The organism is Amycolatopsis alba DSM 44262, assembly GCF_000384215.1.
Taxonomy (GTDB): Bacteria; Actinomycetota; Actinomycetes; order Mycobacteriales; family Pseudonocardiaceae; genus Amycolatopsis; species Amycolatopsis alba.
The window spans coordinates 92722-117323 of the sequence record NZ_KB913032.1; the positions used below are offsets into that span (position 1 = coordinate 92722).

The following is a 24602-nucleotide window of genomic DNA, read 5'->3' on the forward strand; positions in this document are numbered from 1 at the left end:
TCGCCACCACAGCACACCGTGACGGGCCGCCGGGCACCAGGCAGGAGTGGCGGCAGAACTCACCGGAGATCAGTTCTTCGCGTCCGGTACCAAGGCGTCGAAGATGTTGTTCGACTCCGGCGTCCCGGCGGGCTCCGCGGTGTCTTGCGGGTCGGGCACCGGCTCGAAGCCCAGGCACTGGCCGATCGTCCACGGCGAGTTCTTGATCTCGTTCCACGCTTCGTGCCGTGAGGTCACCAGCTCGCTCAGGCGTTGCACCTGCTGCCGGGTGTCGAGGAACGGGCCGGACTTGATCCGGAACACCTGCCAGCCGCTCTGCTCGTACTCCTCGCGCCGGGCGGGGTCCAGCAGGCTCCCGCCGAACAGCGCCTCCTCCTCCGCGCTTGTCACGCCCCCTCCCTGATACTCGCCGAGCAGGGACTCCAGCCGGGCCGCCAGTTCCGTCCGCGGGTAAGACCGGCCGGCGCCGAAGTTGCCGGAGAGGGCGAGCCTGCCCAGGTAGCTCTGGTGGATGGTCGCGCGGTCGCCGCGCAACTCCAGGTAGAAGGCGTGGTTCGAGCCCGCGCTCACCCACACGCCGACGTCCTCGCCACCGGTGATCACGGCCGCCAATCCGGCCACGGTCGTCTCCGTCGTCGTGCCCACCGGCTCGTGGGCCACCTGGAACAGCAGATTGGCCGTTTCACCGCAGGAACTCTCGAGGCCGCCGTCCGCGAGCGCGCGATAGGTCCCCGCCGCCGAGGCCTGCGGATCCGTTTCGTAAGCGGGCCACAGCACCCCGAACGGCTCCATCGTCCGCATCTCGAGTTCGAACAGGTTCACCCCGAGGTCGTCCGCCACTTCCGTGAAGACCTGCTGGGTCACCGAAGGCGCAGTGTCGGACCTGCCGGTCTGCCTGAGGCTCGCGAGACTGTCGCGAACCTCTTGCGGGTCGAGCCCGGTCCGCCGGTCCGGGTAATGGTCCGGGTCGGACGTCACGACGGCGAGACCGTGCTGCCGCGCGAAGTCCAGGACCCGGCCCCGGACGTCCGGGCTGATCCCGTCGTCGTCGATCCCGACCCCTTCGCCGGGAATCGAGACGGCTTCGACGTCGCGGCCGAACCGGAGCCCGCCGTAGACGTGCACCTCCCACTGCAGCAGGCGCAACGGGATCATCCCGGTCATCCCCAGCGCGTTGTTGATCACGGCCTGGGCTGTCGTTTCGTCCCCGCCCGTGAGCATGTCGGACATCATCCCGACGACGTCCGACCTGGCCTGGCCCGTGTCCCCGACGGTGAAGTAGGACCGTTGCCGCACCTCCGGCTTCAGGACGAGATGGGTTTCGCCGTAGTACTTCGGGCCCTCGAAGCCCAGCGTCTTCGCGTAGTTCGTGTTGACCGCGCCGAACACGGCCTGTTCGTGCGGGCCGAAACCGCGACGGCCGGTCTCCTTGTCGTCTTTCTCCCGGCGCCATCTCGTGTAGTTCTCGCCGCGGGCCGCGTTCACTTCGTTGGACAGCGTCCAGACGGCGAAGCGCGGATCCTCGTCGAAAAGACGCCGCAGGTAGCGGTGCCGGTTCCGGGCGGCCTGCGCCACCCGCAGGGCGGTCTGCGCGGCGGTGTGCTCCCTGCTCAGTCCGATGAGTTCCGCCATCGACTGCTGGGCGGTGTCCTTCGACGCGGCCTCCACCCGGCTCTCGACCTGCCGCACGGCGGCCTGGAGGCGGTCGATCTCGGCGTCGTCCACGGGATCCAGGGTCGGCAGGATCGAACTGTCGATGATCTGCAGTCCGAGTTCGGCGGCGGTCAGGTATTCGGCGTCCGGGCGCATGAGCCTCGACGCGGTTTCCTCGTCCCCGAAGAAGTTCGCGCCTTTGAACGAAATGGTGAGCGGCGCCGTCTCGAACCAGCGCTCGACGTGCCCCAGCACCTCTTCCGCCTCGTCGGTGGTCTCCAGCCCGGCCAGCCGCTGGACGCCCTCGATCACTTCGGCCCGGCTCAGTGTCCGGCCGGTGGGCTCCAGCCGTCCGGCGCGGATGTCCCGGAGATGCGTGTACTGCTTGCCGGTCAGGGCCGCCGCCGCTTCGGTACCCGGCGGCGGCACATGCGCGACGGCGTCCGGGCGGCGCAGGCGCTGGATGCCCGTCTCGATCTCCGAAACGTCGTAGGGCAAGGGCGACGGCGGCACCGTCTGATCCGCTGAGGACGGTGGTGCGCCGGGGACGGCCACGGGCTCCGTGGACACCGGCTCCGCGGAGAGCGAAGACCGCAGCGCGTCCAGGCGGTCCTTCGCCTCGGCCGTGAGCGAGAGCTGCAAGTCGGCCCATTTCGGCGCTTCACGGGAGGACGAGCCACCGGAGAGGAAGTCGCGAAGCCGCTTCGCTTTGGTCTTCTCGGATTCGACGGTCAGCGAGTGATAGGCCGGGGAGATCTCCCCTGGGAGGTCTCCCAGATCGAACTTGCCGTTGGCACCGGGATCGTCTTCCAGCCTTCCGTACCGGACCTCGCTTGTCGTGTACGAGAGCATTTCCGCTTCGTAGCGGGAAAACAGCAGATCGAACAGGTCCCGATCCGGCAACCCCGCCCGCTCGGCCATCATGGCGATCCGCCCCGCCGCCGCGACCTCGTCGATGTCCCGGCGCAGCAGGGCGCCGAGCGGATCATCCGAGACCAGGACGCGGGCGAGGGCGATCGATTCCGCCGAAACCGGGTTTCCCCCGGTTTCCCTGCCGAGGATCCATTGGGCGAAGACCGGCTTGAGCAGAGGGTCGTTGAACGACGACGCCACTTCGCGCGCCACGTTGTCCACAATAGACGCCAGCGCCAGCGCGTCACGGCCGTTCGCCGCGTCCGCATCCCGACGGCCGAGGACACGGAGCACCCGGTCGAGATGCTCGCCGACGGTCTGCTTCTGCCGGATCCGGGCACCGGGATCGGCCAGCACGACGTCGACCAGCGGGAGCCGTTTCGACCAGTCGAGGACCGATTTCGGCTTCCTCGCCGACGGAGGCTCCGGCGGTTCCGCCGCCGGATCGAGGTCCACCGTGATCACGGCACGCCTGCGCGCCTCCCGTGACAGACCGGCTTCGGGTTCCTCCGGCTCCGGGACGACACGGATGTTGCGCGCGGGCAGCACTCCCGCTTCGGCCCGCAGCGTGCCCAGCTCACGGCTGATGGCGGCGCGCAACGCGGTGACCGTCGCTTCCGCGCGTGCGTGGCCGGTCCGCGCGGCCCGCCCGATCCCGAGCACGGCTCCGTTGCCGGCCCCGGCGACGTTCACCGCCGGTGCGGGCAGTCCGTCCGCGCGCCGTCGTACGGCGGCCGCCGCCACTTCCCGCGCTATTTGGTCCACTGTGGACAAAGCCGCCGGGGAAAGCTCCTTGCTCCCCTCGTCGAAGCGGATTTCACCCGCAGGCTCGTCGGCGAGCCGCACCGCGCCGTCCAGGTCGCCGGTCGACTTCCCGAACGCGTAGCCGCGCGGCAGGGTCCCCGTCTCCTCCTTCACGATGCGCGGCCCGATCGGGAGCGCCCGGCCGCCGGAGCCGGTGAGGCGCACCCAGTTCCCCTTCGGCGCGACCACCGGCCGTCCGGCCGCGTCGACCCCCACCTTCCCGGTCACCACGAGGTGGCCAGGGCCGTCGGGGTCGGACGTGTCGGGCACGAAGTACACCGGGCCGTCGGGCGCGACGGCCTCCACGTCGATCCCCCGCGCCCGCAATTCGGCGAGCACCTCGGCCGCGAACGACTTGCCGCGGCCGGCCCCGGCCCCGCACGACGCGAACATCAACGGCTTCTCGCCGTCCCACCGGCCTTCGTCCCTGGCGGTCACCAGCAGGGCGGCGACGTCGGACGGGCTCAGCGGCGTACTCCCGGTTTCCGGGGTGCTGTGGACCGGGGCACCGTTCGCGTCTCCGTGGGCGAGGAAGGTGAAGTACCTGTCATCGGAGGGCCAGCGACCGACGACGCCGTCCAGCCGCGGGTCGGCCAGCCGGATCCCGTGGTTTCCCGCGAGCGGGATCGCCGGAACGGCACTCGCGGCGATCGGGTTCGGCCGCACCGTGATCACGGCACGCCGACGGCGTTCCTCCGGCGTCGAGCGCGGATCGTCCGGTGCCTCGGTGAGGTCACGTCCCTTCGACGACGCCGTCACCCGGACCGTCGGGACACCCTCGGCGACGGGATCCTGGTCGGAGGCGACCTTGACCACCTGATCGCCGCCCTGGAGCCGGTTCAGCTCTTCCCCGATCTCCTCGACCAGCATGGACCGGACCGCGTCGGCCCGCTCCTTCCCCTTCTTGACCGCACCGCCCGGTACGGCGAAGGCGCCGTTGCCGTATCCGGTGACGGTCACCGCCGGAATCGGCAACCCGTTGGCGTTGCGCCAGATCGCCGCTCTCGCCACCCGCGTCGCGACCGAGCGGAAGGTCTGCACGTCGGACTCGCGCGGATCGCTGGATCCCGTGTCGAACGCGACCTGCGCGGACCATTCGGTCGCGGCCCCTTGCCCGCCCGAGACCACGAAGGTCATCAGGTTCGGCATGATGAACATGTCCGGGTCGTCATAGACCGCCCAATGTTCGTGGAACGAGTCGCCGGGTTCCTTGCTGTACGAAACGAAATGCCAGTTGTCCCGCTCTTTCGGCCAGGTGGCGAGGTTGTACACCCCACCGGCGGCCTCGTTGTAGGCGCGTTGCATCGCCGGGTCGTCCGGATCGGAGGTCGCGCCGATTTCCGCCAGGGCCCGGAGCTTCCTGACCACATAGAGCTTCAATTCGATTTCTGTGACCGTGGGGGACGCATTCGCTTTGGCCTGCTGCAGATCGGCGTCGAACCCGTCTTCGAGCACGTCCCACAGCCCGTCGTACTGGGCCAGTGCCTGCTGGATCGCTTCATCGACCTTCGGCGTGCGAATACGCGCCTGCGGCGAATTCTCCAGGGTGATGTTGAACCGGCCGTCCAGGCTGGTCGCGACGACAGCCGCGAAGTGATAGCCGAAGGGAGTGCCGTCGTTTTCGATTCCCTTCGCGAAATCGCGACCCATCGAGACGAGGCCCTGCTCGTCGTCGAAAGGAATGGAGTTGGCGCAGTACGCTTCCCCGACCGACGGCCAGGCATGCTCGTTGACACCGCTGTCCCGTGCCGCCTGGTCCATTTTCGCCCGGCGCGCGGCGTTCGAAAGCTGGTAGCTCATCGCGCTGCCGTAGGCCTCCCCAGGGCGGGGCGCACCCGATCCGCCACCGGTCGGCCTGACGTCCTTGCCCACCTGCGCCGCCGCCCAGCGCGGATCCACCGGATCCGGCAGGTCTTCTTCGGCCTGCGCCGCCATCGCCTCGGCGAGGTGACGTACCCCGGTCACCTCGACACCGTTGGTGGTACTGACGTTTCCGAGCGCGGCGTTCCCGGCCTTGTTCCTGAAGACCGCGATGTCCGGCAGCGCGCCAAGGACCTCTTGCGCCATGTCACGGCAGATATGGGACGGCTTGTCCCAGAATTTGACGGTCACCTTGTTCAGCCGGTGCTCGACTCCCCCTCGCTCGACCACCAGGACCACGTCGTCGTGTACTTCGAGGCTGACGTTGCTGTCCGCCTGCAGCAACCCGGCCTGCGACGCGGCGATGACGGCGGGCGCGGCGAAGAATTCTTTCGAGGACTCGGCCGCGCCCACCGCGATCGACAGGTCGTCGGCCACCCGCAGGGGAATGTGCTCCGACTCGACGTTCTCCTGATGCGGTACGACGAACGGGGTCGAGCGCGCGGTGACCGACAAGGACACGTCGGAGGGATACGTGAAGGCGGGCCCGGTCGCCGGACCGGTCCGCTCGATCCGGAACACCGTCGTCTCTTCGACGCGTTTCCGGGGCGCACGGCGGTGCGCGGTCGCGATGTCGGAGCCGTCGATGCGGACCTCGTGCCTGCCCGGCTGCCCGTCCGGGTCACGCCTGCCGGAGATGAGGAAACTGTTCAGCAGGTCCTCCCGCTCCTGGTGGTCCAGTTCCGTTCGCGCGGCCACCAGGTTTTCGAGCATCTGCCACAACGTCTCTTCCAGGACGTCGTTGCGGTCGGCGTCGAGGCTCGCGTCACCGCTGCCGCCCGACAGCTCGATCGACGGCATCGGCGGGAACATCTCCGGGCGCATCAGATAGGCGTGGGCGACGTCCTCCATCTGCCGGGCGATCCGCCACAGCCCGTCCCGCTGCGGCCCGGTCAGCGTGACCGAACTCCCGGTGAAGTCGATCGTGACCGGCACCAGGAGATCGTCGTACTCGTGCGGATCGTCCTCGATCGAGGACTCGTCGTCCTGATGGGCCGACACGAGCGCGTCGAACACGGAGTCCGTCTGCGAGCCGTCCAGTTCGTTCAAGTCGTCCCAGAACCCGTTGTCCTGCGTGACCTTCGCGGGCGCGCGCAATCCCTCCCAGTCGATCTCCGCGTAGTCCACAAGGGACTCACGCGTACTGTCGGACGCCGGGCCGGTGTCGTCCAGGACGACCACCCGCGGTTCGCTTCCCGGAGCGAACCGGATCAGCGGTTCGCGGCCGTGCCCGGCGGTGTCGCCGAGCGGCAGGGTGTGCGTGACGAGGTCGAGCAGCGGCGCGTCCAGCTCCACGTCGTCGGTCAGGACCGAGCCTCCGCCGTCCGGACGGCGGAGGTGGTGCGTGTCGGTACCGATCACCGGGGCCCAGCCGTTCGCCGTCTGTTCGTGCACGACGCCGCCGATGAGCCGGTGCCCGGCGGGGAGGGAGTCCGCCAGCGTGGTGTACTCGGCCATCCGCTGCCGGTAGCGGTGCTCGATCCTGTCGCGCACCTGGGGCGGCAGGCCGGTCAGCTCCGGGAGCCGGGGCTCGAACCGGGCGGCCAGCCCGATCGCCTGCTCCGGCATGCCGAGGTGGACGTCCCACGTCGTGACCGTGCCCGCCGCGAGCCCCGGCGACGCCTGCCGCCCGCCCCTGAGCAGCGCACGGATCATCTCCGGGTTCACCGGCCGCAGTTCGAACGCCACGCCCGCGTCGTCCGCGGCCTGCTGAAGCCCGGCCTGCGCTTCCGGATCGAGCCCGAACTCCCGCTCGATCCGCCGTGAGATCGGTTCCGGCGCCGGGATGATCGTGGACACGAGGACACCCGGCACCGTGTCGGAGGCGATCACCCGCACGCGGGCGTCCTCGCTCACGCCGTGCCTGGTGAAGACCGTGCGCAGCCTCCGGACGACCGCCGCCAGCCGCGAGTCACCGCGTCGTCCGCGCACCTCCACCGGGGGCGGCACCTGCTGCGCGGCGATCACCCCGGCGATCTCGTCCAGGTTCGCTTCGACGGTCTCCGCCACGCCGATGCCGTCTTCCTCCTGCCCCGTCCCGAACGGCATCGAATCGGGGATGGACCGTTCGATCAGGAGCCCGTCCGGCGTCGGCACGACGTCGAAGCCACCGGGGGCCTGTTCGAACAGCGGCGGGTCGTCGTCGCCGACGACCAGGTAAGGACCGTGCTCGGTCACCGTGATCTCGCCCGCCGCGGCGAACCCGAAGCCCAGCCACCGGCCGTCACCGGTGACGACGGGCAGGCCGTCCGCGCGGAAGCCGATCCGGCTCGCCACGACCAGTTCGTTCCGGCCGTCCTGTCCGTCCTGGCCGGGGGTGGACCACACCGCGGTGTTCCCCGCGTACGCGCGGGCGACGATGCCCTTGGCGGCGAGGCCGTGCAGCACCGTGGACACGTAGCCTTCGATGTCCGGCGACCCCAGTCCGCACGCGACGAAACGCAGCGGCTTCCCGTCGGCCCAGGCGCCCTCGCGGGAAAGCGTGGCGAGGAGTTCGGTCATCACCGCCGGGGTGATCGGCCGCCCCCGGAACTCCGGCATCCCGCTCGGGCCGGTGTGCGCGACGACCGTGTAGAACCGCGGGTCTTCCCTGAGACTCTCGACGGCCTGCCGCTGCTGTTCCCGCGCCGCCGGTCCGGTCGCGGGGTCGTCGAGCCAGATCCCGGAATCGTCGCCGAAGCGGGTCGCGCCGCCCAGGACGGCGTCAGCCAGCTCGGTGGCGGGCTCGACGATGGGCTCCACAGGGGGCGCCGCCTCGGACCGGGCCGGAACCGGAAGGTCGGATGTACTGGGCACCACGACGGCGTGGTCGCCGAACGTGGTCCGCTCGGTCGTGATGCCGTCGCGTTTCGCCCATGCGGCGAAGGCGTCCGGCGACAGGTAGGCGAACTGCGCCTTGATCGGGTCGCTCAGCACGAAGACGGGTTCGCCGCCTGCCTCGGCCGCTTTGAGGAACAGGGCGTGGTCCACAGTGGACACCCGAACCCCGGAGCCGGACCGGACCCGCTCCCAGAACCTCGTGACCTGCTCGGCGGACCACAGGCGCGAGGCCACCGTCACCTCGCGATCGGACCACAGTTCCCCTCTGGTCTCTTCCCGCGGCTGCGGCGCGAGCCGCCGGGACATGGCCATCCGGAAGGGCAGGTCCTCGATGCCCGTTTCCCGGCGGCTTCGCCGGTCGAACGCGAGCGGGAGCACGAAGGGGTAGTTCAGTTCCCACGCGCCGGGAACGACCTTCTTCGTGAGCACCGGCACCGCCGAGTCCCCGCTGGGGCCGAGCCAGATCACCCCGGCGAGCTTTTGCGCGACACGGCCCCATTCGGTGGTGAGCCGGGCCCAGTCCGCGCGTGCCGCGGCGTCCGAGCGGTTCGCCGCGAGGAGTTCACGCGCACGGGTGTCCAAGGCGGCGAACAGTTCGGTGGCTTCGGCGACGCGTTTGCGGGCGAGGTCGCCGATCGTCCTGCCCAGCGGGTGATCGAGCTTGTCCAGCTGGTGTTTCGGGGTAGTGCGCAGCTGGTGCTCCACGGCGTCGACAACACCCTGCCCGACCGACAGCAGCCCCGCGATCGTCGGGACGACACCGCGGACTTCGGTGATCGTGACCGCCGCCGCGCACGTGTTCATGAAGTGCTGCTCGTCGTGCCCGGTGGCCGCGAACAGGCTTTCGGTCAGCGCGACGGGATTGTCCAGCAAGGCCCGGAACAGCGGGTCCTCCCGCAGGGCTTCGCGGCCCTCGAGGGTGAGGTTCGTCAGTCCCAGCCGCGCCAGGCGCTGCGGCAGCTCCTCCTCGGACCGGTAGCCGATCCCCTGCACGGTCGACCGGTCGGTGGTGAACGGATCGCGCCCCGCTTCGACGTTCACGGCGAGATCGCCGAGGACCTGCTGGAGACGGTCGATCGTGAGCGGTTGCAGCACCCGGCGATCGCGCACGGTCGCCAACCGGAACCGGGAATTGTCCGGGACGTCCCGCTCCCGCGAGGGCACCAGGGCCGTCACGAGCAGCGCGTCGTTCACCAGTGACCGCACGTTCGCCCGCGTCCCCGGATCGGCGAGGCGGTCCAGATTCGCGTCGATCCGGGTGAGCCCGGCCGAGATCTCCGCCGAGCCGAGGACCGCGTCGAGGTGGTTCTCCAGGCGGCCGCCGTCGGCCAGCCGCGACAGCTGGTCCAAGCGGAGGCCGAGATCTTCGGCCGCCAGATTCGGCAACCCGTCGAAGAGCGTGTCGTAGCGATCGGCGAACTCGTCCGCACCGGGAAGCCTGCCGCCGGGCAGCCGGGGGCGCTCCCGGACCGAAGCCTCGTGCCACTCCTGGAACGCCCGGTCCAGCCTGCCCGGATCGTTGCCCCAGGCGCGAAGGTCGTCGGTCGCCCTGGCGACGCCGTCCCGCGCCGTTTCGAGCGCGGTTTCGGAATCCGTGAGGCGCTCGGCGTCGCGGGAGCCTCCAGCTTGGTCGAGCCGGGACCGGAGTACGGCGTGCGCCGCTTCGGCCTGGCTCAGCTCCTGGCGCGCGCCGAGGAGATTCGCCCACGCGTCGCTCCGCGTGACCGGGAATCCCGTGGCGGCCGTGCCTTTCAGCTTCGGTCCGGGATGGCCGTTCGCGTCCCGGTCGAGGATCTCGTTCCAGCTCGTGGCGTCCCGCCGCCAGGCCTCGGCGAGGAGAGCGCCCGCGGGCGGCACGATCTCGACGGAGGTGGTGATCTCGTCACGGAACTCCTCGAACGAGTCACCCGGCTTCGCCAGCAGATCCCGGACCGAGTCCGGGAGCGCGACCGACCGGACGTCGTCACCGTCCCGCCGCTGGTAGGTGATCGTCCGGACCTTGCCCGCGAGAGCGGGGTCGTCGACGATGGTCTTCAGCGCCGTGTGCCAGACCAGATCCGGGTCCGGATGCTGCTGCACAAGGGCTTCGACGGCGGTCAGATGCAGGTCGCCGTCCCGTTCGAGCAGCCCGCGGGTGAGGACGTCGACGACCTTCTCGGCCTGCTCCTCGACGGTCCTGGGCCGCAGGCCCGGCGCGGTCTGGTCGGCGACCGAAAGCGGGTCGACCTGGCGCAGGTGGATCTCGGACGGCTCGTACCACTTGGCCGCCTTGGCGACCTGGACGACTTCGAAGGTCGAACCCGGCGGCAGGATCCGTTCGCGGTCCACCGGTACGGCCAAGGCGTCATCGATGACGAACTTGACGTTGCCCGGCTTGTCCCCGGCGACCAGCACGGCCGGTTCGGTGACGAACCGGCCCTTCCGGAACACGTCCAGTTCCGCGGCCGAACGCCAGGTGCTCACCGTGATCCGGCCGCGGTCCCCGGCCTCGCGCAGGGCACGCCGCCGGGCGGACGCGATCTTGTCGCGATGCGCACGGGTGTCGCGGCTCGCCAGGTCCGGCGCCAGTTCACGCGCCTCCCTGACCACCTTGCTCAGGGTGAGCCGGTCCTCGAAGTTGTCCGCCGCGGGGCCGTCGCCGGGGAAGCCGGTGAACGGTGCCGCGATCCTGGTGGGCGTGGCGCCGATCTGGCGGACCTCCACGTGGAGCTTGCCGCCGATCTCCTCGACCTTGAGCACGTCGAAGGTGGTTCCCGGCGGGAGCAGCACTTCTTGTTCACTGGGACGGCAGGACGCCGATTGGATGTACGCGGCGTCGTGGACCAGTGCGTGGACGACCACCTTCCGGTCCTGCCCGAAAATGCCGTCGTCCTGCATGGCGCGGAAGAAGCTCCGGTCGGTGAACCGCTCCCCCTCCTTGAACATCTCCTTGCCGTCCGCGATGGAGAGATACATGACCCTGGTCGCCCGCCCGGTGTGACGGGCCGGGAACCGGGTGACCGCGGACGCCAGCAGCCGGGACAGCGAGGCCGCGTAGCCAGGCCCTGTCCCGTTCTTCAAGTACTCGTCGATGACGGAGAAGTGCGAATGGCTGTACGCCCGGACGGCGGCCAGCTCCGCTTCCCCCACCGACGCCAGATGCGGGTTTTCCCGCAGCACAAGGGAAACCTGACGCAGGTAGTCGGCCATCTCCGCCTGGGAACGGAACTCCTGTTCGTCCGCTGCCGAGGCGAGGAAGCCCGGTTCGTGTTCGGTGCCGCCGGGCGGCCGCTCGTACGGCCGGGGGTCTTCGCCGACGAGCGCCTGGGCACGGTCGGAAAGGAGCTGGAGATTCCGGGGTTCGAGGACGACGTCGCCGGTGACGGCGGCCGCGGTCATCAGGCCGGGCCCGGTCGCGACCCGGCCCGCGCCGTCGGCGTGCTGGAAGACCGGCGCGTCCTGCCCGTCGACGAAGTATTCGTCGTGCAGGCCGAGGAAATGCCCGAGCTCGTGCGCGAACTGGACCCCGGTCCCGTCCGAGGGCCAGTGCCGCTGATCGGCCGGAGTGCCGGGGGCGGTCACGAAGACCGTGCCGTGCGCGTCCTCACGGTCGGTGAAGCCGACCTCGACCATCAGCTGTTCGCCGCCGGGCAGCCGGTAGCCCCGGTTGTAGTACTCGTTCACCCCGGCCCTGACCCGGTCCTTGAAGTTCTCGATGTCCACTTCGGACTGTCCGGTGTCGTCCAGCCGCAGCCGGACGGTGTGCAGCCGGACCGGAACGGGGTCCTCGCCGTCGCGTTCGACGGTGAACCGGCGCAGGTCGTAGCCGATCGTCGCCTGCCACGGCCGTCCCGAACGGCTCAGCCCGCCGTCTTCGGACCGGACGGTCACCGGCGGCGTGTCCCGCTGCTCGGGGTCCAGCCGGGTCACCGGATTCGCGATCCGGTGCCCGACGGCCACCGCCGGATCCGCCGCCCGCCACCAGTCCCGCGCCGCGTCCTCGCGGGTCCACGGTTTGCCCGCCGGACGGGTCAGCGAAAGCGGCGACGCGCCGACGGCGAGGCGTACCACCGGATCGACGGGCACCGGCGCGGCGAACAGCAGGGCCATCGCCCGGTCCGCGGCCGCCGTCAGTTCCTCGGGTGAGGCGTCCGTCCGCTTGGCGAGCTCGCGGTGGATCCGATTCAGGGTCGTCGACGGCGGGACCGCGTTCCGGTCCTGCTCGGCCGCCGTGAAGACCTGCTCGAACCGGCCGGAGGCGGCGAACAGGGCGTCGGCGATCGCCTCCGGGTCACGCATCAGGTCCCGGAACAGCGGGTCTTCGCGCAGGGTTTCGACCACCACCGGCGGGGCGTCCATCAGCACGAGTTCGACCAGCCTGCGCGGCAAAGGAGCGTTCTGGTCGTAGCCCAGGCCGTCCCACGGCGAGCCCTCGGCGGTGAACGGATCCTGTCCATTGTGGATGATGGCGGCGACCTCGGACAGCACGCTCCGCAGCCTTTGCGGCGTCAGCGGTTCCAGGACCGTGTCACGGGTCGGCGCCAAGGCGGACAGCAGCACGGCGTCGTTGGCCAGCGCCCGCACCCGCCGCGAGAGCAGCCGAAGCCGTGGCCCGTCCTCGACCGACTCGGCGGCACGGGTTTCCAGCTCCCCGAGTGCGCTGTTCAGCTGTCCCAGCGCCAGATCACGCTCGAATCGCGGCGTGAGCCCGCCGGTGCCCGCCAGCCGGGAGAACTCGGCGAGAGCGGTGTCGAAGTCCTTTTCGGACAGTGGGAAGCGTTCGAGGTCCGCCGTGGCCGCGCGGTAGCCCGCCACGAGGTCCGCGGCGGGAATGGGATCCGCACGGCGCGCCGGAGCGGCCGGGACGGGGCCGGTCGGGAAGGGCGTGGTGCCGGGCGGCCGGACCGTGATGTGCGACGCGCCGGCGCGGAGGGTGCGTTCGAGGTCGGTCGGTCCCTGGACCCAGCGCCCGGCGTTCGGCGCGGGCGCCCCGAGGACCGCCGAGTACACGTCCTGCACGAAGGTCGTGCAGTTGTGGCTGGTCACCTTGTACTGCCTGCCGGACAGCGTGAGCACCCGCTCCAGTCCCCGGATGACGTCGTTCGCGCTCACCAGATGATCCGCGGTGTACGTGGTGGGCTTCTCCCGCGCGGGACCCACGTGGACCGTGCCCGGCACGGTCGCCCATTGCGGGGAAGGCGGATTCTCCGGCGCGAAGTCGATGAGTGTCCCGTCGCCCTCGGGATAGTGGATCTCGATCCACGCGTGGCCCGTGTACTGGGCGCTCACGTCCCGATGCCGGGTCTTCACCTGGAACCGGAACACCGGCCGGTCCGGGTTCAGCAGCCGCATCCGGTCGAGGGCGTCGGGGAGATCGGTCCGCATGAAGTACTGCGCGACGGACCGCTGCTGGACCACCTGCGAGAGGGTGGCGTTCTCGGTCAGCCAGTTCTGGACCGACTGCCCCGGCGGGACGGTCCCGCCCTGCCCGTCCTGGACGAACGCGACGAGCGCCGACTCGGCCTTCGTGTCGTCCTGCTGATAGGTGAGCCTGATCGGCCGGTATTCGAGGACGACGCCGTGCTCGTCCGTCGCGGTCTGCAGGGCGGTGCGCAGCGCGGTTTCCAGGTTCGCCCCTCGCCGCTCCGCCAGGGCCGCGTCCTGACCGCGTTTCACCACGATCTCGATCCGGCGGCCCGCGACCGGCCGGGTGAGCAGTTCCTCGGCCAGTGACCGGACGAACCCCGTGAAGGCGATCGGATCGACAGTGTCCGAGTCACGGGAGAACGTGACCTTGGCATGCGGGTCGAGCAGTTCGACGTCGTCCAGCTCCGCGATGCCGCCCACGGCCTCCCGGAGCTGCTTGCCGAGATCCTCGGGGCCGGTCACCAGCCAGCCGGCCGACGGAGCGGGTGTCCCGGCGGCGCGTTCGAAGAGCCCGCTCGCGAAATGCAGGGAGTTGAACGACAGGGTCCGGTGCGGGGTCCGCAGATTCCGCACCGCGTGGTCGAGGGCCCGTAACGTGCCTTCGGCGGAGATCCACACCTCGTAGCTCGCGGACGCGGTGTGCCCGGTGCCGCCGAGCCGGACCGCCGGGCCGCCGTCGCCGCCCGGCTGGAACCCGATCGTTTCCCCGCCACCGGTCGGCAGCACGAATTCGACCCAGGCGTGGCCTCGGGCGCCGACGAGACGGGAAAGCCGCGGCGCCGGGGTGCCGGGATCGACCGACAACCGCAGCACGATGTCCCGGAGCCCGGTGGACAGCGGCAGGTGCCGGTCAAGGTAGGCGACCAGCGGGGACGACACCCAGAGGTCCAGGTCCTCGCCGAGCAGCGTCGCCGTCCGCGACAGCCAGGACGTCACCGTCTCGTCCGGCAGGAGACCGAGTTCCGAGCGGACGTCGCCGTCATCGGACCGGACGAGCGCCATGGTCACCGAGCGCCGCCGCGCCTCGGGGTCGTTCGACACCAGCGGCGGAAGGCCGGTCCGCCCGGCGGCGGCCGGTTCGACCACCAGGGACGCCTCGGACAGCTGCAACCGCAATGCCTCGGCCACCGCGTTCGCCCTGGCGAGCGCGGTGTCGGTCCGGCCGACGATCGCGTTGCCGTGGCCCGTGACCCGGATCCACGGCGACGGCAGCGACGGGTCGCGCCTCGTCATCGCTTCGGCCGCCGCCGGCGCCCAGTCGGCGAACCGTCCGGTCGCGGCGAGGGCGTCGCCGTCCAGGACGCGTGATCCCTTGGCGAAGGTGACCGCGGTGCCGACGACCGGAGCGGCGGGCTCCGTGACCGTTTCGATGGCGTCTTCGGGGTGTTCGGCGATCTCGACGAATTCGCCGTCCTTGTCCACGTTGACGCCCGCCAGCGCCTGGACGAGATTGATCGTCTGGGTCGGCGCGTAGACCGTCCGGTGGTGGCCTTGGGCCTTGAGCTCGCGGCGGAAGTCGTAGCCGCCGCCACCGGGCTCGTTCAGCTTTCCGGATTCGCACGCCAGCAGCACGATCGGCGCTTCGGGCCGGGCTTCGAGGACCTGCCGGAAGTCCGCGTTCTCGAGCGCGCGCTGGGCGAGCTCCTCACCGGTGATCCGCTGGGCGAGCAAGCGTTTGGGGAGCTTGACCCGGAACCGGTCCGGACCGGCGTGGAGGTAGAGGAAGATCGGCTGTTTCGCGAGTGCTTTCGAGGCCCACGGGGCGGGCCTGCTCACCGACCGGGGCGCCTCCGGTTCCGCTGATCCGGGCTGATTTTCCGGCCTCGGGCTCAGGCTGTTGTACTCGACGACCGGCCTGGCGCCGGTCGTGCGGGCCCAGGTGCGGGCGACGAGGGCGTCGTTGTTCTTGGTGGGGAACGCGATGCCGACGACCTTGTCCCCGGCGCCGGTCAGGGTGTTGATGACGGGCGGGATCGCGGGGGCTTCCGGGGCGGGCCTCGACGCCGTCCTCGTGTCCAGGTCACGGGTCGCCAGGTACTCCCCGGTCGAGGTCCGGGCGATCCGGACCGGCCGCGGACCGGCGGGGCCGTACGCGACGTCGTCCCCGTTCTCGGTGACGACGTGCAGCCGGACCCCGAAGGCCTCGGCGATCTTCGCCGCCGTCGTGTTCCGCAGCGTCGCGCCCAGCTCCCGCAGTTCCGCCTGACGTGCCGCCGAATCGGGCGCGACAGCGGCGGCGACCGCGGCGATCAGGTTCTCGGTGACCGGCTTCCCGCCGACCGGGACCACCGTCTTGTTCAGCTGGAAGAGCGTGTCCTGCTGGGCGGCGGTGAGCCCCGGATGCACCGGGACGTGTTCGGTGGCAAGGAAATCAGCCGTCGGTGACAACGCGACGCGCACCGGCTCGCCGTCCGCGGGACCGAGCGCGACCGTCGCCCCGTCCTCGGTCAGCAGCTCCAGGCGGACATCGAGCGCGACCGCGACCTCTTCCGGCGTGGGTTCCCGCAGCGCGGCGCCCCGCTCCCGCAGTTCCGCCTGGCGCGCGGGGGAATCGGGCGCGAGTGTCCGGGCGATCGCCTCGACGAGGTTCGCCCCCAGGGTGTCTCCGCCGACCTGGACGGCGTCCCGGCGTTCCTGGCCGAGTGTGGTCCGCTGCGCGTCCGTCAGCCCGCTGCCGGGCCGGGCGCCCGGCAGCGGGTCCTGGCCGGGATCGGTGAGGCGGCCGTCCCCGTGGCCCAGCTGGCTGTGCAGGATGTGCTGGATCATCCAGGTGTGGCGGGGCATCAGCTTCGGCGTCGCACCGGGCTTGACGACGTCCTTGCCCATGATGCTTCCGTCGCCGGTGACGACACCGCCCGCGCCGTCGTCCTCACGGCTGAGGAACACCCGGTCCTTGTCGTGTTCCTCGTCGGCCGCGCCGAGGTAGTGCAGCAGCTCGTGCGCCAGTTCCTCCGGCGTGGCGTCGGAGCGCCAGTTGGTCTGGGTGGTGCGCTCGTCGTCACCGGCGACGACGTCGTACGCGCGGTACCGGGAGCCGGCTGGCCGGTCGCCGGTGAACTCGATCCGGACGTGCAGCTGGTCGCCGTTCGGCAGGCCGTGGCGTTTGTTGATCAGCTTCTCGACGCCGGCCGCGGCGCGTTCCCGCAGCCGCGCGACCTGTTCTTCGGTGACGCCGCGGCCGGGTACGAGGTTGATCGGCACGGTGAATTCGGTGACCGAGCGGTCGCCGACCTTGAAGCGGCTGACGCCGTACCGGATGACGCCGTCGTAGCGTTTGTCCTTGCCGGTCTGCACCGTGGTGAGCACGTCGGCGGTCTCGGTGGACACCGACCGCCTCGGCGTGGTCGCCCGCAGCGGCTCCCACTGCGCCGGGTCGAGCGGGTTCGCCACCGAGAACCAGGGCGCGTCGGTGGCCCGGCTGTGCCGCCACTTCTCGTCCTCGGGAGAACCCGGCGGTGCCGTATGCCGCGCGAGTTCGGCGTCCAGCGCGCCTTTCGCCAGCCACCAGGCGTCCTGTTTGGTGTCCGCGAAATCGAGCCACGCGGCCTGAAGCGCGGCCTGGGTGCGGACGAGCTGCTCCGCCGCGGCGACCCGCTGCTCCTGCGCCTCCGCCGCGGCGGCCTCGGTGGCGGCCAGCGTTTCCCGTTGCTCCGTCAGGACTTCACGGAGCAGGTCACGCCGGAGTTTCGCGTCGACCCGTTCCCGCCGCAGCCGGCGGACGTCGTCCAGCGCCTCGGCGAGATCCTGGTTCCCCTCGGCGAGGTCGACCCGTACGCGGGCCGCCGCCAGCGCGGAGGAGACCACCTGGAAGTCGCGTGCCGCGTCGGCGGCACCACGGGCGAGGTCGTCGAGATCGACGGTCCTGGCCCCGAGCCCGGCCAGCACCTCGTCGGTGGCCACGGCCACCCGGTCATGGTGGAGCTGCGCGGCCTCGGCGAGGTTTTCGGCCTCCCGCAAGGCGTTCTCGGTTTCGCGGGCGTACTTGTGGTGCCGATCTTCCAGGGTGCCGGGACGGCGGACCCGTGCCGCGTCGACCGTGGCCTTCCAGTCGACGCCGACACCGAGCTTCTTCGCCAGCTCTTCGGCCCGGCGCCGGTGACCCTCCGCACCGACCTCGGCGTCCCGCCACGCTTTGGCGGTCCTGCCGACCCTGCCCTGCCGTGCCTTCAGCACGCGCGGCGTCTTCTGGCCGGTCACGTCCGCCAGCCCGCCGATCGGCATCCGCACGTCCGCCGAACCGGGCAGTGAGACGTCCACGACCTTGGTCCGGCCGTCGACCTCGACCACGATCCGGTAGTCCACGTCGAACCGCACGAGCGCGGTCCGCCCGACCGGTTTGAGGTTCGCGACGGCGGACACGGTCGTGCCGTCGACCGTGGCGTCACCGGGCTCGCTGGTCCACCGCGCGTCGGCACCGGTGACCAGGCCGCCGATGTTGTCCTTCTCGGTGACCGGGGTGACCGTCGGCCCGGTGAAACCCATGTCGCCCGCCTCGACGACCTTCCGTTCGGCGGAGCGGGCCGTCGTCGAGTTCTTCGGGTTCTCCAGGTTGACGCCATCGCTCAGCGCGATCGTCCGCGGTTTGCCGAGCCGCGCGTGCACCTCGACGCCCGCCCGCTTGCCCCGCAGGACGGCGGCCTCGCGCAAAGCCGGCACCGGCAGGCTTTTCGTGGTCATGGTGGGCAGGAAGGCCTGCAGCACCTGAGGGCTCAGACTCGACCACAGGGCGTTGAGCGGGCCGGTGCCGTACCCGGTGATCCCGCTGTCCGCGCCGGCGTCGGTCAAGGCCTTCCGCACGACCGCGCGCAGCCGGGCGGCGGCGCGCACGGATTCGACCGACGCCATGTCGGGCAGCCTGGTGACACTCCCCTGACGCCAGTTCTCCAGCGCGGCCGGGGTGGCGTCCGCCGCGGGCCGCGGCTCCGGCTCCGCGTCCTCCGTGGTGCCCGGCTCCCGGTCGGTGCCGCCGGTCAGGTTGTCGGCCAGCAGCCGGATCCCGAGCAGCCGCTCACCGGTGCGGGCCGACGCGACGGTTTTGTCGCCCTGCTTCACCTCGAGGGTGAACTCGATCGGCACGTCGAACAGCGCGGCGGGCCCGGTCCCGGTCCGCAGCCGCGTTTCCTGTTCGGTGCGGACCTCCGTGGTGCCGGTGACCTTGACCGCGCCGATCCCCTTGGTGACCGCGCCGCCGACCGACGTCGCCGTGGCCCCGCCGTCGCTCTGGTATTTCTCCTGCCCGCCTGCCCGGAGCGCGGCCGACCACGCTTTGGCCGTGCTGTCGGTGGTGACGGTCCGGACCGCGCGGACGGTGCTGTGTTCGACGGTCCGGCCGTCGTTGACCACTTCGCGGAAAGCGGGATCTCCCAGCGTTTTCGCGGTCAGCAGGAGCTGGTAACCGCTGTCGGTGAAGACTTTCGGCAGATGCGTGTGCAGCGGGATCCCGCCGTCCAGCGCGCTGTCGACCAGTCCGCGCACGCCGTCCGGCGAGACGAGGCCGGTCAGCCGCGTCCAGTTGTGCATCGCGTCGTTCAGGGACACGCCCGGCAGCAGCGGGATCTTGGCCTTGGCCAGCTCCGCGGACAGTTTCGGCACCAGATCGGACAGGTCGGGCAGCCGCTCGACGGCGCCGAGCCCCAGCGTGCCCCGCTTTCCGTTCGACAGCGTCGAAGGAGCCGCCAGCCGCTCGTCCCGTTCCCTCGGCCCGTCGGGCTTGGCAGGCAGGAGACCGTGCGCCCTGGCCTGGTCTTCGGTGAGCCACACCAGCGCCGCGCCCGGCAGCCGGACCGACCGGGCGGCGACCCTGGCGTCCGGCCGGATCAGCGCGGTCTGCTGCCGCGCCTCGGCGAGCACGGTGAAGTCGACGTCGAACCGGGCCAGCACCCGCGGGGTACCGGCCGCCGTGGTCAGGTTGCGGTCCACGACCGCGGAGATGTCGAGGCCTTCGGCCTTCGTGGTGGTCTTCGCCCACGGTTTGCCGGACAGGCCGCCGGTCGCGGAGCCGGTGGGATCGTCGTTCACCGAACCGGTGCCCGAGACGCCCGCGGTGACCGTCGGGCCGGTGCTCTTGCTGGTGCCGCCGTCGAACCGGAACCCGCCCGAAGTGGACTGTTCCGCGCCCGCGTCGTCGGCCACCCGGACCAGGGTGGGCCCGCTCAGCCTCGCGTGGACGCCGATCCTGCCCACGCGGTCCGCGAGGCGCCGGGAGTGGACGAGGTCGGTGCTCACCGCGCCGCGGGTGAGCGACCGCAGCGACGCCTTGATGGAGTCGGTGCCCAGCATCGCCTGGACGGTGGTCCAGGCGTCGCTGCCGGGCAGCGCGAGCGCCTTGTCGCCGTCCGACGCCTCCACCAGCGCCTCCAGCGCCGCCGCGCCGACGTGCCCGGTGTGGGCGATGCTCTCCACCCCGAGCCAGTCGCCGACGGCAGGCGCCGGGAGCTTCTGGAAGTGGCCGGTGATCGACCGCGGCGGGTCGAGTTCGCGGATCTCTGGCGCGCCGGGCGCGACCTGGCCCGCTTCGGCGGGCAGGGTCAGGCTGTCCGACATCCACAGCGTGAAGTTCGCCGGGAGCGGGTCGGAGCCGTCCTCCAGCTTGTCGGGGGTGGTCCAGATCTGCCGGACTTCCGGCACCTGAAGGCCCGGCAGCCCCGGCAGCATCTGCCGGACCGTCGCGTTCAGCCGGGAGAACCCGGTGATCGAGACGACGAACCGGCCCTCGTGCTCGAAACCCTCGGAGTCGGCGCTGCCGATGTTGAGGTCCGTCGACTCGGTGACCGGCCCGGCCCCGGTCCGGGTGCCGGTACTGCTGCCGTACTTCGCCGAAGCCGTCCCCGTCGCCCCGAAGGTCACCTTGCCCTCGGGCCCGGCCGTCCAGCCCTTGGTCGTCGCGGAGGAGGCGCCGAGTGCCGGGCCGGTGGTCGTGGCGTTGCGGATCAGCCGCCCGGTCGCCCGCCCGATGTGCTTGGGAGGCTTCGCTTCCAGCCGCACGGTGACGGTGACGTTGTCCTGCCAGAGCACGCCCTGGCGTTTGAGCGTCACCGACACCCCGGCGCCCAGCAGCGCGTCCATCCGGTTGCGCAGCGCCAGTGGCGACAACACCGCCTGAAGCCGGTGCTCGTTGGCCAGCATCTCCAGCGTCCGCGCGGTTTTCGCCGGAGCGCTCGTCTTGTCCCAGTCGGGCAGCAGGTCCTTGTACTGGCCCGCCTCCCGGAGTTTGCCGCGGATCTCCGTCAGCACGGCGTCGGCGCCGGTGAACCCGCCGACCCGCACGTTGCCCGCCGCGAGCCCCGCGGCCAGCTGCGCGGGCGGGAACTTCTGCGTCGAGGGCGGGACGATCCCGTCGCCGGTGCCGTCCGGGACCGGCAGGCCCTGTTCGGCGGCTTCGGCCAGCCCCACCCTGGCGTAGACCGTCGCCGTGGTGCTGGTCTCCTTGCCGTCCAGCGCCTGCACGACGATCTCGGTCTCGAACCGGTAGAGACCGACGTCGCCCTTGAGCTGGATCCCCGATTTCACCGTCGAGGTCCGGCCGGACACGACGGTGTCCACCGTCCGTGCCGAGTAGCCCGCCCCGACCCCGGCGGCGATCTTCGCCCCCTTGACACCGCCACCGCCGCCGAACGCGACGGAGGCGTCGAACCCGCGTTTGGTGAAGGCGGAAACGGTCGAACCGGTGGTCGCGGATTCGTGCAGCCGCAACTGGGTCCCGGTGGTGGGGCCGACGAACTCGGCCTTGGTCAGCACGGCCTTCATCCGCACCGCCGCGACCTTGCCGCCGTCCACGCTGAGCAAGGCGGGCGAACTGACCCAGCCTTCCAGCATGGCGCCGAAGTTCTCCCGGATACCGGCGGTGCCGAGGAACGCGCGCAACGCGTCGCGGCCGGGGGCGCCGAACGCGGTGACCGACCGGGGCAGCAGCCCCGCCGTCCCGGTGAACACCTCGGCGAGATCGGTGACCGCCTCGGGCACCGGATTCCGGAGGTTGCGCCCGACGTCGGCGGTCAGGTCCTTCGCGGACAGTCCTTCAGGCGGCGTGACGCGGACGAGGTCGTCCGGAAGCCGCACGGTGACCTGACCGGGAACCGGCCTCGACGGCTCCGGACCGGTGATCTCAGCGCCGCTTTCGTCGTGGACGCTGACGGTGAACTCGACGTTCAGACCCACCCGCCGGGAACCCTCACCGGACCGGATCGCCCGCTGGTCCGAAGTGGACACCGAGACGGTCTGTGTCGCGCCGGGCGCCGCCAGCGCGACCTTGCCGCCGACGGTGAGATACGGACCGGTCGGCGCCTGCACGGTCGCGGCCGCCCCGACGTCACCGGCGCGGAGGACGGCGAGGTTCTCCGCGTTCGCGGTGCCGCCCTGGACCGTGAGATCCGCCTTGGTCTTCTCTCTCGGCTCGCTCACCACGTCGGCGCCGAGGGTGGCCCGGATCCGGACCTCCCGCCAGCCCTTGTCGGTGCGGAGCGGGAAATGCAGGCCGCTGAGCGCGGATTCGAAATCGTCTTCGACGGCGTTCCTGATCGCGTCGAGCCGATCCGGCTTCACACCGGGAAGCAGCCGGGTCAACTCGTCGCGGAGGCCGGCGGTCCCCTCGATCGCGAGGACCGGTGCCGAGCCGAGCGCCTGGCCGGTGGCGAGGAACGGCGGCAGATCCGCTCGCGTCAGATCCTGCGCTTTCTTGGCGGGCTCGGTGGTTTCGGTTGTCGTTTCTGTTGTCTCGGTGGTGATCTCGGTGATCTCGGTGGTGGTTTCGGTGGGGGCCGGGATCCGCGGGCTGGTCTCCAGCGTGGCTTCGTGCTGGAGAAGGTCTTCCACGAAAGGTTCGCCGAGGTCGAGTTCGATCGCGGGCGCCGGAGCGTCCCCGGTGACGACGGTTTCGGTCACCGTCTGCCCGACCTGGATCTCCTCCGACGTGGTGCGCAGCGGCGCCGGGCGGGTCCGTGGCCGTTCCTCGTCCTCCGGTTGTCCTTCGTACGCCGGGGATTGCTGGGGTGTGTTCGCCGTTGTTCCCGCGTCGGAGGTGGTCCGCACGGTGGCGGGCGCGGTCTCCGTCGTTTTGACGTCCCGCTTGCCGGACGAGCTCGTCTTGACGTCCGATGGCGACTTTGTGTCCGAAGTGGACTTTGTGCTCGAAGCCGTCTTGGTGTCCGAAGCCTTCGTTTCGGTGGTCTTGGTGTCGGTGGTCTTGGTATCGGCGGCCTTGGTTTCAGGGGCCGCTTTGGTGTCCGAAGTGGACTTGACGTCGGTGGCGGCGGGCGTCGCGGCCGGGCCGCTCTTGGTGTCGAGCGGGAGATTCGCCGGAACGTCGCCGAGCGAACCCATCCCGCCGCCGAACTTCTCCTTGAGCGACGTGACCGCCGAATCGAGGGCGTGCTCCCCGATCCCTTCGAGTTTGTGGCTGACGGCGCCGCCGACCACCCCGCCCGCGAAACCCATCCCGTATTCCGCGGCGGACACGGATTCACCGTTGAGCGCGGCCATCGCGGCCTGGCTCATCACCCCGGAGACGCCCTCGAAGAGGAAGATCGTGCTGAACTCGGTGGCCTTGGCGAGCATGTTGCCGCCGAGCCGGTCGGCGACGTTCCGGGTCAGCACGTCCGGCACGTGACCGGCGAGCAGGTCGACGGAGTCCTTGCCCAGCTTGTCGCTGTGCGGCGCGAGCACCTTGCGCAGGCTGTCGTCGAAGGCCCCGCTGCCGTCGAGGCCGTGTTTGGTCCAATTGTCCACAAAGGTGCGCGCGTAGTCCCGGCCGAGTTGCCGGGCCGCGTCGTCACCGAGGGTCTTGCCGAACGCGGTACCGAACCGGTCGGCGACCTCCTCGCCGAAACCGTCGATCGCGCGCTTGGTGAACGCTGTCGCCGGGTCGCTGAGCTGTTTGCCCGCCCGGTCGGTCAGTGTCCGGCCGATGTCGCGCACCCAGTTGTCGGCGAGTGCGTCGCCGCCCGGCAGTTTGAGATCCTTGACCAGCTTCAGCAGGTCGTCGGTGGCGATCTTGCCGAAGTCCTTGCCCAGCAGGCTGCCGATCTTGCGGCCCAGTTTCTCGCCGAGTTCACCGACGGCGCCGCCGAGCAGACCACCGATCGCGCCCGAGATCGCCGTCTGTTTGGTGCTTTCGTCGTCCCATTCGGTGCGTTCCCGCTGCAGGCGCTGCACGGCGGCGTCGATGATCAGCCCGCCGGTGATCCCGATGAACATCTCGAACACGATCGCCCGCACGAGCATCTTGAACAACACGAGCAGATAGCCGCGTGTGAGCGCGTAATGCCAGGTGAGGTTCGCGAGCGACGCGCCCGCGGTGACCGAGGCGAGGGCGTACTCCATCGCGATCTCGTAGGCGAGGAGGAACAGCTGGCCGATCGCGGAGAACTTCGTGTACTCGACGTCCAGCGCGATCTTGCGGCAGCCGTCGGCGATACCCTGCGTTCCCTCGGCGAGCTCGCCCAGCAGGTTCGGCGACCCGCCGGTGAGCGGCTTCATGCTCTTGTCGAACGCCTCGCCCGCCTCGGGCATCGACAGCTTCTCGTCGATCGCCCGCTTGACCCTGGCGATGTCGTCCGGAAGCTCTTTCAGCAGTCCCGTGACAGTGTCGTATTCCTGCGCCGCCCGCCGGAACTTGTGCTGATTGGCGGCGGGCCAGGAAACACCGAGGATTTCGAGAAGGGTCCGCGCCCATTCCGGTACATCACCGAAATCACTGCGATCGACCTTGATGGGCACGGACCACCTCCTGACCTGTTCACCGAGGACAACGCGGCCCGAGGGCCGAACGGTTCACCGGAGCGGCGACGTTGCGAAAGCCACTTGTGGCAACGCGTTGCCAGAAGCAGAGTGCCCGGCGGCGCGGCGGCGCGGCGGCGCGGCGGCGCGGCGGCGCGGCGGCGCGGCGGCGCGGCGGCGCGGCGGCGATGAAGAGTGTCGCGAAAGCCACTTTCGGGACACCAGACGTCGCGAAAGTGGCTTTCGCGACACGGCCAGGGACCGAACAGTCCACCCGGCAGAGGCGTTGCGAAAGCCACTTTCGCAACATTGAAGGTTACGAAAGTGGCTTTCGCAACACGTTGCCACAGGCCGAGTGCCTGACAGCGCGGCAA

General features: G+C 70.7%; 1 protein-coding gene. It reads right to left on the reverse strand.

The genetic code is table 11. The features are described from left to right. Positions 1 to 69: 69 nt before the first annotated feature. Positions 70 to 24228 (reverse strand): WXG100-like domain-containing protein, encoded by a 24159-nt coding sequence (locus AMYAL_RS50110; protein WP_020629326.1) that lies wholly within the window; start codon positions 24226 to 24228, stop codon positions 70 to 72. Positions 24229 to 24602 lie beyond the last annotated feature (374 nt).